Here is a 12839-nt window from a genome sequence, read left to right on the forward strand (position 1 = left end):
ACCGGGGAGGTCTCCGGGTCCGCGGCCCGGATCGGGGGCGCCGCGCCGGGGCCGCTACCCTCTGCCGGATGACACAGCAGACCGGACGGACCGTCGCCCTCACCTACTCGACCGACGCGGCGGACTGGGCGGACGCCTTCAGCACGGCCTTCCGCACGCGACGGAGCTGGATCCTCAAACCCTGGTTCACGCTGCCCCTGTCCCTCGCGGGGGGTTGGACCGCGGTCCGCGCGGGCGACTGGTGGGTGCTGATCCTGGTGGGGTTCCTGGTGGTGATGTCGGTCCTCCCCCGCCTGGTCTTCCTCCCGGCGGGCCGCCGGATCGCCCGCAACAACCCGCAGGTGTGCCGGGACCTGGCGGTGACCCTCGACGACGGGGGCGTCCACACGGTCACCGCGGTCGCGGAGGCCCGCGCGTCGTGGGCCCAGTACGCCCACTACGCCGAGACGGAGCGGGTGTTCGTGCTGATGACCGCGAAGCGCGGCGCGATGGTCCAGCCGCTGCCCAAGCGGGCGCTGCCCGACGCGGAGACCGAGCGGCACCTGCGCGAACTGCTCGACGGACACCTCGTCAGGATCGGTCCCGGGCGGCGCTGAGCGCAGTCCGCGACCCGGACCGCCCCGCAGGCCGACCCCGCACGACGTCGGACGGGCCGGACGCGGCGCTTCCCGGTGGTCGTGCGTGCCGGGGGCGCCGCGTCCGGCCGTCCGGAGGGGCGGGCGGCGTACCGGGCGGGGACCGTCACCGGCCGTCGACGGCCGCCAGGAGCTCCGCGCGCTGGCGGGCGCCGAGGCCGCGGACGCGGCGGGTGTCGGCGATGCCCAGCTCCTTCATGAGCTGCTCCGAGCGGACCGAGCCGATGCGCGGCAGGGCCTGGAGGAGCCGCAGGACCGGGATGCGCTGCGCCACGTGGTCCCCGGCGTCGGAGCGGGACAGGACGTGGCGCAGCCCGTCGGCGCCGTCCTCGGCGACCTTGCGCAGGAGCGCGGAGCGGGCGCGGCGGGCCTCCAGGGCCTTGGCGAGGGCTGCGGAGCGCTGCTCGGTGCTCAGGGCCGGCAGGGCGGGAGCGGACATGGTGTCCTCCGATCGTAGGGAACGACGGTCCGCCCCTTCCCCGTCGGCGAGGGTTTCATCACAGGGCGCCCCGGGCTTCCTCCGGACCCGGCGGGACGGCACCCCCGAACGGGTGCATGGGGGACGGGAGGTGCGGACAGGCGGTCCGTGGACGAAAAGCACGGACCGAGCGGACCGGACGGGGCGGGAACGAGATGAGCGGAACGTCGATCAAGGCCAAGGGCTGGGTCAGGACCCTCCCGGCGTCGGCCGGGGTGCGCGCCGGGCGGCAGTGGACCCTGCACCACCTGGAGTCCCTCGGGTGGCCCGACAGCGACCCGGAGACGGTGGACGCGGTCCTGCTGACCGTCTCCGAGCTGGTCACCAACGCCCACGTCCACGCGCACAGCGACGCGCACCTCGTCCTCGCCTGGGACAGCCGCTGCCTGCACGTCAGCGTCGGCGACTCCTCGCCGTACCTGCCCGCCCCCCGCGAGCCCGACCCGGCCCGGACCTCCGGCCGCGGCCTCGCCCTGGTCGGCGCCCTCGCCGACACGTGGAACGTCCACCCCACGGCGGAGGGGAAGACCGTCACCGCCTGCTTCACCCCCTCCGGCCCGGCCCGGCCCGCGGAACGGCCCACGGAACGGCCCGCGGAACGGCCCGGGCAGCGGTAGGCCGTCCGGGCCACGGGCCCGCCGGCGGGGTTTGGGAGCCGCCTGTCCGGCAACCCGGCCCCCCATGGAACCGGACCAGGTGAAGCAGAGCGACAGGGTGGAGACGACGGCCCGCCGTGCCCGGCAGGGGGCGCGGCGGGCGGGGGCGGCCGGGGCGGTGCCCGAGGCACTGGACGCCCTCGGCCGGATCGAGGCGCTGGACGGGGTGGTCGCGGCGGTGCAGCGGGCGGTGCGGGGCCTGCCCCTGGGCCCGCTGCGGGACGTGCTGCACGGCAGGCAGGTCGGGCACCCCCTGCACCCGGCGCTGGTGCAGCTGCCCATGGGGGCCTGGATGTCGGCCTCCGTCCTCGACCTCGTCCCCGGCGCGTCGCGCGGGGCGCGGGTGCTGGTGGGGGCCGGGGTGGTCGCGGCGGCACCCGCGGCGCTGGCGGGGTGGGTGGACTGGGCCGAGCAGCACGAGCAGCAGATGCGCACCGGACTGGTGCACGCCGCGTCGAACGTGCTGGCCGTGGGGCTGTACGCGGGCTCCTGGGCGGCCCGCGGCCGCGGGCGCGAGGGGCTGGGGAAGGCCCTGGCGCTGGCGGGCCTGTCGGCCGCGGGGGCGGGCGGTTTCATCGGCGGCCACCTGGCGTACCGGCAGGGGGCTGGGGCGAACAAGGCGGAGCCCGTTCCGCACCTGGTGGAACCGGGCTGGCACACCGTGGGCCGGATGGAGGAGTTCCCCGCCGGAGCGCCGGTGCGCCGGGCGGTCGGCGAGGTTCCGGTGCTCGTGGTGCGGGAGGCCGGCGGGGAGGTCCACGTCCTGGCGGACCGCTGCAGCCACCTGTCGGGACCGCTGTCGGAGGGCGAGGTCGCCGACGGCTGCGTGACCTGCCCCTGGCACGGCAGCGTCTTCCGGCTGGCGGACGGCAGGAACGTGCGCGGGCCCGCCACCGCGCCGCAGCCGTCGTTCGAGGCGCGGGTGCGGGACGACGGCACGGTGGAGGTCCGGCTCCCGGACGCCGGCTGACCCCGGCTCCGGCCGGTCCGGGCGCGGCCGTACGGGCGGCCGACCCCGGGCCCGGCCGTACCGGCGGCGGGCGGGGCCGTGCCGGACGTCGCGGCGGGCCCCTCCGCCGCTGGCAGGGGGATCACCGAGGCGGGCCCCGGAGGGGCCGCGGGACGGCCACGGTTCCCTGAGGCCGCACCCCGTCACATGTCCGGCCCTGCCCGGCCGGTGGGACGTCGGGCTCCCGGCATCGAGCCGGGGGCGTACGCCCCGAGGCCCGACGTCGGCTCCGCCCTGCTGCGCGGAGGGGATCCGGACGCCGTCGGCCCGGACCGCAGCGCGTGGTGCCGGGTGCGGCCGCGGGCGGTGAGGCGGCCAGCAGCCCCGTGCGCGCGGGCCGGTGTCCGTACCGCCGTCCGCACCGCGCCGGGTGCGCCCGCGGCGGCACCGCGGGCGCCGGGTCGTCAGTCGGGCCGGACGGTGACGGTGCAGAGGCGCTTGGTGGCCCGGGTCAGGGCCACGTACAGGTCCCTCTCCCCGCCGGGGCGGGCCGCGGTGATCTCCTCGGGGTCCACGACGACGACCCCGTCGAACTCCAGGCCGCGCGCCTCGGACGCCGGCACGACGCGTGCGTGGCGGGCGACGCCCCGGGCCGTCAGCCCGCCCACCCTGCTGTCCGCGCAGACCACGCCCAGGAGCTCGCCCGGGTGCGCGGCGCTCTGGGCGCGGAGCTCCCGCACGACGGCGGCGGCTAGCCCGTCCGGAGGCGCGGTCACGGTGCGGGGGACCTCACCGCTGCGCAGCGACCGTGCGGGCCTCCGGTCCGGGGCGATCCGCGCGAGCAGGTCCCGGACGCCCTCCAGGATCTCCTGCGTGGTGCGGTAGCTGACGGTCAGGTCGTGCAGTCTGAACCGCGGTCCGACGTGGGGGCTCAGCGCCTCCTTCCAGTCGCGTGCCGTCGCGACCGGGCCCGCCTGGGCGAAGTCGCCCACCAGCGTCATCGACCTCGACGGGCAGCGGCGGACGACCATCCGCCACTGCATGGCGGTCAGCTCCTGCGCCTCGTCGACGACGACGTGCCCGTACGTCCGCCCCGGGGGGCCGTCGACCAGGCTCGCCGCCTCGTCCAGCAGCGGCACGTCGGCATCGGTCCACGGGTCGTCCGGACCGCGCAGCAGGAGGGACCGCTCCTGCGCCGTCAGGCGGGGCAGGTGCTCGGCGAGGGCGCCGGCGTCCGTCAGGAGCGCCTCGACGAGGTCGCCGGGCGCCAGCCGCGGCCACAGCGCCTCCACGGCCCGGTCGACGCCGGCGTCGCCGAGGAGGTCGGCCCGGACGGCGTCCAGGTCCGGCTCGTGGGCCGGACCGGGGTCGGCCGCACCCTCGGCACGGCGCCGGGCGGCTCCCGTGAACCGGTCGAGGTCGAGGCCCGTCATCCGTTCGGCGTCGGCGTCGATCTGCTCCAGCAGGTCGCCCATGTCCCGTTGCAGAGCGTCGGTGACGGCGTCGACCAGGAGCTCCTTGAACACCCGGCGCGCGGGGTTGTGCCCCGGCACCGCCGCCACGGCGGCGTCGCGTGCCCTGGCGACCTCCGCGCCGGAGAGGCGGACGAGGTCCCGTCCGACCCGCACGGTGAAGCCGCCGACGGGGGCCTGGTGGACGCGCAGCAGGCCGGCCAGGGCGCCGGCGAGGTCGGAGCCGCCCTTGAGGCGCGCCGTGCCGGACGGGTCCGCCGGGTCCGTGGGCACCCCGGCCAGTTCCCCGCAGGTCGCCAGCACGACGTCGTTCTCCCCGAGCGAGGGGAGCACCTGGGAGATGTAGTCGAGGAACCGGGTGTTCGGGCCCACCACCAGGACGCCCTCCGCCGCGGCGCGCGGGAACGCGTACAGGACGTAGGCCGCCCGGTGCAGCGCGACCACCGTCTTGCCGGTACCGGGCCCGCCCTGCACCACGGTCACCCCGCGGTGGCCGGAGCGGACGATCGCGTCCTGCTCGGCCTGCAGCGTCGCGACGGCCGCGTGCATCCTGCCCGTCCGCCGCGCCGACAGGACCTCGGTCAGCGGGCCGTCCCCCACGACGTCCCCGCCGGTCGGGGCGGTCCCGTCCAGCAGTTCGTCGCTCACCGAGACGACCGTGCGCTTCTCGACGCGCAGGTGCCGGCGCCGCCGCAGGCCCATCGGGTGGACCGGTGTCGCCTCGTAGAAGGACCGCGCCGCGTTCGCGCGCCAGTCCACGAGCAGGGGCAGGTCGTCCTCCTCCGTCTGCAGTCCGATCCGCCCGATGCGCAGGACCGTGCCGTCCGCCCCGTCGACGCGCCCGAAGACCAGCCCCTTTTCGGCGCCCTCCAGCCGGCCGATCTCCTTGGCCAGGCGCTCGGCGGCGATTTCCCTCTCGTACACCTCTCCGGCACTGCCCGCCGGGGTTTTCAGCACATCCGCCCGGCGTTCTCGCGCCTCGGAAATCCGCTCGGCGAGCAGGTCGTACAGGGAGGACACACAATCCTGCTCCAAGTCAACCGCACGCGCAGCGGGATCATTGGTTTTCGACAAAAGAGGGCTCCTTCGATTCGGGAAATACCATACAGCCGCATTCCCTCGAAGATAAGTCTTGACCTGCTCCGCTAGGCCATGGCCTCGCGGGCCCATTCATGGCGGCAGGCCGTACGGCATATCGCGCATTCCGCCGTTCCGTATATCGCCGGTTGCGCTCGCGGTTCCCGTATGCCTCGGACCTTGTCCCACGCGGTGAATTCGGCCGGTCGTCCGTGGCGTGCGACGGCGGCGGCGAGGTCGCAGAAGGGCGGGCGGGGCAGGTGGTCGCGCTCGCGGCCGCGGGCGGCCGGCGGCCCGCGGCCGGGCTGCGGAACCGTCAGGCCGGGTGGCTGCAGGGCGTCGGGGCGGGGCCGGGCGGCGGGCCGTCGCCGGCGGCGGCCCGCCGCGGCCCCCGGGCCTCCGCCTCCAGGCCGAGGAGCAGGTCGCCGAAGCCGCCGCGCGCCCGCGGGGTGCGGCGGGCGGAGGTGCGGACGGGGCACTCCTCCGTCCGCCGGATGCGGTATCCCGCGGCCTCCAGCGCCGCCGTCAGGGCGTGGTCCTCGCCCACGGCGGCGGACGGGAACCCGCCCGCCCGCAGGTAGGCGTCGGCCCGGACGGCGAGGTTCGCACCGTGGACGTGCGGGTGCCCCTGCCCGGGGACGCCGCCCGCGGCCCCGGGGGCGGCGCGGTGGGCCTCGTACAGGCGGCGGAAGCGGAGCGCGGTGGCGGGCAGGTGCCCCGCCCAGTCGTCCACCTCGACGGTGCCCGCCACGGCGTGGAACCCGGCGGCCGCGGCCTCCAGGTGGTGGGCGAGCCAGCAGGCGGGGACGCGGGTGTCCGCGTCGGTGTGGGCCAGCCATGTCTGACGCTCCGCCGGTCCGCCGGCCCGGGACAGCAGTCCGGCGAGGGCCCGTGCGGTGCCGAGGGCCCTGGCCCGTCCGGCGCTGCGCACGGCGGTCTCCACCACGGCCGCGCCGTGGGCGCGGGCCAGGACGGCGGTGCCGTCCCGGCAGGCGTCCGCCGCCACCACCACCCGCACGGGGACGCCGCGCAGGCGCGGGTGGGCGGCGGCGCGCCGCACCGACTCCAGGCAGGGGCCGAGGAGCCGCACCTCGTCGTGGGCCGGGACGACGACGGCGACCGCGCGGATCACGCCAGTCCCTCGGCGGCCGCGACCGACAGGCTCCCGGGGTCCGGCCGCTCCCCCGGTCCGGGGCGGACCAGGACGTCGAGCAGGAAGTCCGGCTCCTCGTGGCCGGCGGTCCGCACCAGGCCGGGGGTGGCCCGCACCGCCGCGTGGACGGCGTCGCCGCTCTGGGCGTGGTCGGGCGCGGGGCGGCGCCAGTGCACGGCGAGCAGGGTGCCCCCGGGCTCCAGGGAGGCCGCCGCGCGCTCCAGCAGGTCCCGGACCCCGGCCGGGTCGAAGTAGTACAGGACCTCGGAGAGCACGACGAGGTCGAACCGCTCACCGGGCCAGTCGGCGGGCAGGGTCAGGTGCTCGACGCGCACGTGCGGCCGGTCCGCGAGCCGGCGGCGGGCCGCCGCGACGGCGCGCTCGGAGCGGTCGCAGCTCAGCAGGCGCTCGCAGCGGTCGGCGAGCACGGCGGTGAGGACGCCGACCGAGCAGGCGGGCTCGAAGGCGCTGCGGTAGGAGGGGCGGGGCAGCGAGGCGGCGGTGAGCGCGTACTTGCGCCGCTCGTACCAGCGGCCCGCCAGGTCCCAGGGGTCCTCGGTGTCCCGGTACATCGCGGCGAAGTACTCGGCGGGCGTGTTCACCGCAGCACCACCTCGTGGTCGCGCAGGAAGTGGGCGAGCTCCTCCGGGGGGAGGACGGGGGCGTCGGCGGGGTCGTCGCCGAGCGGGCGGACCTGGCTGGCGAAGCAGTCGAGCGCGGCGCGCTTGCGGGCGGCCGCGTCGGCGCCGAGGGGGATCCGGGCGGCCCGGTGCCAGGGGACGCGGGGGTCGTCGGGGCGCGCCCAGTGCCAGGTCCACACGGGGTAGTGCAGGACCGGGACGCCGGTGGCGGCGCCGGCCGCCGCGGCGGCGCGGCCCGCGGCCTCGTGGTCGGCGTGCACGTCGCCGCTCCAGGGGGCGGCGACGGCGTCGAAGCCGGCCATCAGGCCGGCGAGGCGCTCGGCGAGGGCGGCCTCGTGACGGGCGACCTGCGTGTCCGGCAGGCCGAGCGGGACGACCTCGGTGTCCCCGGCGCCCAGGGCGGCGAGGGCCCGGACGGCCTCCTGCCGGCGGACGCGGGCCAGGTCGCGCGCGGCGGCGGCCGTGCTGTGCGGGTGGGACGCCTCGCCGTCGGTGACGGCCGCCAGCCGCAGGCGGGCGCCGGCCGCGGCGAGGCGGGCGACGGTGCCGCCGAGGCCGAGGACCTCGTCGTCGGGGTGGGCGGCGACCAGCAGGACGCGGCGCAGGCCGGAGAGGTCGAGCTCGGGGAAGGAGGCGGGGGCCTGCCAGGCGGCCCACACCTCCTCGGGGGTGCCGGGCGCCTGGATCGGGTCGGCGGGCGCGGCGGGCACCGCGGTCACGGCGGTCACGGCGGTTACAGCGGTCACGGCGGTCGGCGGGGAGGCGGCGGCTGCGGCGTCCCCGGCGGGGCGGCGCGGCGGGCGGGCGGGACGGGTCACCGGTCCTCCTCCCCGGCCGCGCGCCGGGCGTCCGCGACCGCCGCGCCGAGGGCGGCGAGGTCGCGTTCGCCGTGGTGCTGCCGCAGGTAGACGGTCAGGTCGGCGGTGGTGCGGGCGTGGACGGGGTCGTGCGCGAGGGGGCCGGCGCCCAGGGCGCGGCCCGTGCGGTGCAGCACCTCCGAAGCGACCGCCTCGGTGAAGGAGCGCACCCGCAGGGCACGCAGGGCGGCGCCCCCCGCGCGGTCGCCGGGATCGGCGTCGGTCTCGGCCGCCGCCCGGTCGAGCAGGGCGTCGACGGCCTCCAGCGCCGCGTCGACGGCGCCCAGGTGCGCCAGGGCGTGCGGCTCCGGCGGGCGCCGGGCGGCGGCGTCCCGCAGGGTGCGGGCCACCGCGCGCGCCCCGCCGTACCAGCAGGCCGCGACGCCGACGCCGCCGTGGTGGAAGCCGGGCCGCTCCAGGTAGGCGCCGGGCGGGCCGACCGGCACCGCCGGGGCGGAGGCGAACGCGACGTCGAGCGTGTCGCTGCCCGCCATCCCGGCGGACTGCCAGCTGTCCGGGACGGGGGCGGCGGTCGCCGGGTCGAGGGCGACGGCGAACAGCCTGCGCTCCTCCCCCTCCCGGGCGGTGACCAGGGCGTGGGTGCAGACACGCGCACCGGAGCAGTACGGCTTGGGACCGGACAGCAGGAAGCCCCCGTCCGGGCCGCGCACGGCCCGCAGCCCGGGCCCGGGCGGCTCAGCGGCCCAGACGCCCCAGCGGGACCCCGGGGCGGGCTCGGGCACGCCGGGGACCCCGGCCGCGCGCAGCTCCGCCAGGATCGCCAGTGCGTCGGTGTGGCCCTCGGCCAGGCGGGCCAGGGCCAGGTCGCGCTCGGCCACCGCGGTGAGGGCCCGCCAGCGCTGCCGGGTCCGGCCGCCGCCGGGGAGGGGGAGGTCCAGCCGGCCCTCGTCCGCCATGCGGGCGAACTCGGCCGCGACGGCGCGGCGGTGGGCCTCTGGGCCGGTCCCGGCGGCGCCGCTCCCGGCCGGGCCGCCGTGCGGACCGGCGTGCAGGCCGCCGTGCGGGTCGCCGCCCTGTCCGCCGTACGCCGCCGGGCGCGCGGCGGGGTCCGTGCCGCCGCGGTCCGCCGGCGTGTCCGCCGGAGCGGTGCGCTGCCATGCCGTCATCCCTCGTGGCCTCCCGTCTGTTCGGTCCTCCGGACCCTCCGGGCCCACCGGGGCGCCGAGCCCCCGGGGCGGCTGCCCAGGGCCGGACGGCGGAAACGGACGGACGGCCCCGGGTCCCGGGGTGTCCGCGTCCGCGGCGGCCTCCCGGGGCGCCGCGGCGGGAGGCCCCCGACCGGACGGTGCGGGCCCGGTGCGGGGCCGGGCCCGTCCGGGAACCGCGGCATGCGGGGCGCGGGGCGCGGGGGTCCCGGCCGAGGAGGCCCGTGCGGCACGGCGGCTCGGCGGCCCGGCGGCTCGGCGGCCCGGCGGCCCGGCGGGGACGACGCCGCTCCGGGCCGGACGGCGGGATCCGTCCGGCCCGGGCGGGGCGCGCGGGGTGCCGTGCGGACCGGGCGGTCCGCCGCGCCGTCAGGTACCCGTGACGATCACCGTGTCACCGACCCGGCTGAAGTCGTAGAACCACTTGGCGGCCGCCGTGCCGAGGTGGACGCAGCCGTGGGAGATGTCGGCCGAGCCGATGGAGTGGTCCCAGGGGGCTCCGTGCACGAAGAGGCCGGAGTCGGTGAGCCGCACCGCCCAGGGGGCCATGACGTCGTAGTAGTCGGGGCTCGCGGGGTTGCAGGTGAGCCGGATGCTGCACGAGGTCATCTCGACGACGGCCTCCTTGCCGAGCACGTGGTAGGTGCCCGACCGGGTGGGGAAGCGGGGCTGCCCGAAGCCTGCGGCGAAGACGGCCACCGTCCTGCCGTCGACGGTGGCCCGCAGCTGGTGGGTGCGGGCGTCGATCACCGTGACGTGCCCCGTGGCGGCCGCGGGGGCGCGGACCGGGGACGCGGCCTGCCGTGCCGGGGCTCCGGCGGCGGGTCCGGCCGCGGCCGCGCAGAGGGCCGTCGTCAGCAGCGTCGCGAGGGCGCCGGACGCGGCGGCGCGCCGCAGTCCGCGGAGTCTGTTCCTGGTCATCCTGATCACCACCGTGGTGTCGGTGAGCACCTGCGGCCGCGGGGGCGGAGCCGCGCAGGCGGGTCGGTTCACTGGCGGCACCAAGGCGGCGACGGCCCCGGGAGGGGCCCGGTCCATGGGAGGTGTCTGCGCGGCCGCCCGGCGACGGAAGCGCACTTCTGCGCCTTGGTGAGCGATTTGTCGGGATGATGCAGCCGTCCTCCTACCCAGCCGCACGCGTCCCACACCGGCGAACCGTCCCACACCGCCCCTCATCGATCCGAACCCGCCTGAACCGTCCTGAAACACCCTGAACCGGCCTGAACAGGCCCGTACGCCCGCGAGCCGGCGCCGAGGAGGCCGGCGGCCGGAGGAGCGGCAGGTCCGCCCGTCGGGGTGAAAGGGCGCCGGGCGTACCGCCGGTGCGGAAGGCCGGCGCCGCACCCGGGGAAGAATCCGACCGCGGCCGGAAGGCGCGGCAGCGGAGCGACGAAGGAGCAGCACCCCGTGCACACCCGTTCCCGACCGCTCGCGGCGTCGGTCGCAGCGGTGGCGGCCCTGGGCGCCCTGTCGCCGCCGCAGGCTCCGTCCTTCCCGGTCCCGGTCTCCGTCGGCGGCGCGACCCAGCTGATCACCGTCGAGGCCGACGGCTCGTACGCCACCGTGACGGCGTGGGAGAAGGGGCCGTCCGGGTGGACACCGCAGTTCGGCACCGCCTCGGGGCGTGTCGGCTCCCGCGGCGTGACCGACGGCGCGACCAGGCGCCAGGGCACCTGGACGACGCCCGCCGGCACCTGGACGGTCACCGAGGGGTTCGGGACGCTTCCCGTGGGGACCGCGATGCCGTACACCGTGGTCGGTGATGACGACTGGTGGGTCGGGGACCCGCGGTCGAGGTTCTACAACCGGATGCACGGCGCCCGGGGGGCGGACTTCCCGCTCACCGAGGAGGGCGCACGGGGCAGCGAGCACCTGGTCGACCACCCCGTGCAGTACGCCGAGGCCCTCGTGGTCGACTTCAACCGGTGGCCCGCCGCCCCCGGCCGCGGCGCCGGCATCTTCCTCCACGTCAACGGGCGCGGCGCGACCGCCGGCTGCGTCTCGGTGCCCCGCGCGACCATGGACCGGATCATGGCGTGGATCAGGCCGTCCGCCCACCCCCGGATCGCCATCGGCTGACGGCCCGGCGGACGGCGCCCGTTCCCGGCGGTGGGGCGGCCGGGGGCGAATCCGCCGGGTCGGCGGTCGCGGCGGTGGAGCGGGCGGTGCCGCCCTGTCCGGCCGCCGGGAGCCCGGCGGCCGGGGCGCGGCGGCCGGGGCGCGGCGGCCGGGCCCGTCCGCGTGCGCGGACCCACCGGCCGGGAAGGGCGGCGCCTGGAGCAGGTCCAGCGGCGCCGCCGTACCGGTCCGGCGCGCCGCCGGCGTGCGATGCCGCAGGCCCCCGGCGGGCGGGACCCGCGTGCCGGGGGCCGCCCGGCCGGTGCGGGCCGACGAGGACGCCGTCCGGGACGCGGCCCACCGGTTCGACGGGACCGGCCCGGCCGGTCCGGCCCCTCGGGGACGGGAGGAGGCCCGGCGAGCCTCCCCGGGCCACGGCACCGGCCGGCACCTCCCGCACCGCGGGGGGACCTCGCCGCCGACCGCCTCCCGGCCCCGCGGAGCAGTGCGCCCTGGGCGTCGGGCCGGTGTTCCGGGCCGTGCTCCGGCTGCGCCTGCCGGCGGCTCAGTGCGCGAGCACGTCCGGCAGGCCGGACATCGCGACCAGCGAGGAATCGTGGAACTTGACCACGCGTGAGACGCCGGTGGGGGTGGGGGCGAGCACCACGACGCCGTCGGCCCGGAGCGTGCCGTCCGCGTCCCGGCGGTACACGGCGGCGGCGGGCTGGCCGTTGGCCGTCGTGGCGGTCATCCGCCAGTCGCCGGGTGCGCCCAGGACGTACGCGTCGAGCACGTGGATGCACGCCGCCCGGCCCGCCTGCCAGTCGCGGAACGGCGTCGCCTCCAGCGTGGCGTCCGCACGCAGCACCTGTTCCAACAGGCGGGCGTCGGAGCGCTCGAAGGCCGCGATGTAGGCGTCGAGGAGCGCGCGTGCCCGCCGGTCGGTCGGTTCGAGCAGTTCCTCGGGCGCCGGATCGAGCTCGTCCAGCCGGGCGCGGGCGCGCTGCAGGCCGCTCTTGACCGCGGCCGCGGTGGTGCCGAGGATCTCCGCGGTCTCGGCCGTCGAGAACGCCAGCACCTCGCGCAGGATGAGGATCGCGCGCTGGCGGGCGGGCAGGTGCTGCAGGCCGGCGATGAGCGCCAGCCGCAGCGACTCGCGTCCGACCACCACCGCGGCCGGATCGCCGGCGGGCGGGGCGGTCCGTGCGTCCGGCAGCGGTTCCAGCCAGGAGACCTCGCCCGGCGCCGCGGCGTCCGGCGGGCGGTCGGGTCCGTCGTACGGGCCCGCCAGGCCCGAGGGCAGCACCCGGATCGGGCGCGGCTCCAGCGCCCTCAGGCAGACGTTGGTGGCGATCCTGTAGAGCCAGGACCGGACCGACGCCCGGCCCTCGAATCCGGAGTAGGACCGCCACGCCCGCAGGTAGGTCTCCTGCACCAGGTCCTCGGCGTCGTGCGCCGAGCCGGACATGCGGTAGCAGTGCGCCAGCAGCTCCCGGCGGAACCGCTCCGTCTCGGCGGTGAACCGGTCCTGACCCGCCGCCGCCCCCGCATCCGATGCCACGCCGCGAGCCTAGGCCGTGTCTGACAAATGATCATGTCTGGGGTTCGCGGAGCCACAGGATGAGTGAGGCCAGGACGAGGCCGGTGCGGTAGCGGGTGGCGAGCTTGTCGAAGCGGGTGGCGATGGCGCGGAACTG

The 12839-nt window shown here is 78.1% G+C and carries 12 protein-coding genes and 1 pseudogene; 4 read left to right on the forward strand and 9 right to left on the reverse strand.

The genetic code is table 11. The features are described from left to right. The first annotated feature begins 68 nt into the window (after positions 1-68). Positions 69-596 (forward strand): YcxB family protein, encoded by a 528-nt coding sequence (locus LO771_RS28475; RefSeq protein WP_230747783.1) that lies wholly within the window; start codon positions 69-71, stop codon positions 594-596. Between the two features lie 145 nt (positions 597-741). On the opposite strand, the gene mihF is transcribed toward LO771_RS28475, so the two are convergent. Next, complete coding sequence (mihF, locus tag LO771_RS28480; protein WP_230747785.1) at positions 742-1074, reverse strand: integration host factor, actinobacterial type; 333 nt, start codon at positions 1072-1074, stop codon at positions 742-744. Positions 1075-1268: 194 nt separating this feature from the next. Here mihF and LO771_RS28485 point away from each other — a divergent pair, with 194 nt between their 5' ends. Together LO771_RS28485 and LO771_RS28490 are read left to right on the forward strand one after the other, a co-directional pair. Beyond that, positions 1269-1730, forward strand: coding sequence for an ATP-binding protein (locus LO771_RS28485; RefSeq protein WP_230747786.1), 462 nt, complete (start codon positions 1269-1271; stop codon positions 1728-1730). 157 nt (positions 1731-1887) lie between these two features. Beyond that, positions 1888-2739 carry a Rieske (2Fe-2S) protein gene (locus LO771_RS28490; RefSeq protein WP_230747798.1) on the forward strand — a complete coding sequence of 284 codons (852 nt, stop codon included), beginning with the start codon at positions 1888-1890 and terminating at the stop codon, positions 2737-2739. Between the two features lie 443 nt (positions 2740-3182). On the opposite strand, the gene LO771_RS28495 is transcribed toward LO771_RS28490, so the two are convergent. The 6 genes from LO771_RS28495 to LO771_RS28520 form a co-directional block, all read right to left on the reverse strand. Then, positions 3183-5210 carry an ATP-binding domain-containing protein gene (locus tag LO771_RS28495; protein ID WP_230747787.1) on the reverse strand — a complete coding sequence of 676 codons (2028 nt, stop codon included), beginning with the start codon at positions 5208-5210 and terminating at the stop codon, positions 3183-3185. A gap of 373 nt (positions 5211-5583) precedes the next feature. Next, a complete protein-coding gene (locus tag LO771_RS28500; RefSeq protein ID WP_230747789.1) occupies positions 5584-6399 on the reverse strand; it encodes a glycosyltransferase family 2 protein in 816 nt (271 codons plus the stop codon). Beyond that, on the reverse strand, positions 6396-7022 hold the full coding sequence (locus LO771_RS28505) for a methyltransferase (RefSeq protein ID WP_230747790.1): 627 nt from the start codon (positions 7020-7022) through the stop codon (positions 6396-6398). The genes LO771_RS28500 and LO771_RS28505 overlap by 4 nt, the downstream gene beginning before the upstream one ends. Continuing rightward, positions 7019-7789, reverse strand: coding sequence for a PIG-L deacetylase family protein (locus LO771_RS28510; protein ID WP_230747800.1), 771 nt, complete (start codon positions 7787-7789; stop codon positions 7019-7021). The genes LO771_RS28505 and LO771_RS28510 overlap by 4 nt, the downstream gene beginning before the upstream one ends. 86 nt (positions 7790-7875) lie before the next feature. After that, positions 7876-9045 (reverse strand): acyl-CoA dehydrogenase family protein, encoded by a 1170-nt coding sequence (locus LO771_RS28515; protein WP_230747791.1) that lies wholly within the window; start codon positions 9043-9045, stop codon positions 7876-7878. Positions 9046-9453: 408 nt separating this feature from the next. After that, on the reverse strand, positions 9454-10005 hold the full coding sequence (locus LO771_RS28520) for a L,D-transpeptidase (protein ID WP_230747792.1): 552 nt from the start codon (positions 10003-10005) through the stop codon (positions 9454-9456). 486 nt (positions 10006-10491) lie between these two features. Here LO771_RS28520 and LO771_RS28525 point away from each other — a divergent pair, with 486 nt between their 5' ends. Continuing rightward, a complete protein-coding gene (locus LO771_RS28525) occupies positions 10492-11163 on the forward strand; it encodes a L,D-transpeptidase (RefSeq protein ID WP_230747793.1) in 672 nt (223 codons plus the stop codon). Positions 11164-11707: 544 nt separating this feature from the next. Here the strand turns inward: LO771_RS28525 and LO771_RS28530 are convergent. Next, positions 11708-12703: an RNA polymerase subunit sigma-70 gene (locus tag LO771_RS28530; RefSeq protein ID WP_230747796.1), complete on the reverse strand. Its 996-nt coding sequence runs from the start codon at positions 12701-12703 to the stop codon at positions 11708-11710. Between the two features lie 31 nt (positions 12704-12734). Next, positions 12735-12839 (reverse strand): annotated as a pseudogene (locus tag LO771_RS28535) (IS5/IS1182 family transposase); the annotation flags it as partial.

The organism is Streptacidiphilus sp. ASG 303 (genome assembly GCF_020991365.1).
Lineage (GTDB): Bacteria > Actinomycetota > Actinomycetes > Streptomycetales > Streptomycetaceae > Peterkaempfera.

Bases quoted from the DNA above. Each gene is read 5' to 3' on its own strand.
- LO771_RS28520 (WP_230747792.1), bottom strand. From the start codon at position 10,005: ATGACCAGGAACAGACTCCGCGGACTGCGGCGCGCCGCCGCGTCCGGC.
- mihF (WP_230747785.1), bottom strand. From the start codon at position 1,074: ATGTCCGCTCCCGCCCTGCCGGCCCTGAGCACCGAGCAGCGCTCCGCA.
- LO771_RS28515 (WP_230747791.1), bottom strand. From the start codon at position 9,045: ATGACGGCATGGCAGCGCACCGCTCCGGCGGACACGCCGGCGGACCGC.
- LO771_RS28475 (WP_230747783.1), top strand. From the start codon at position 69: ATGACACAGCAGACCGGACGGACCGTCGCCCTCACCTACTCGACCGAC.
- LO771_RS28485 (WP_230747786.1), top strand. From the start codon at position 1,269: ATGAGCGGAACGTCGATCAAGGCCAAGGGCTGGGTCAGGACCCTCCCG.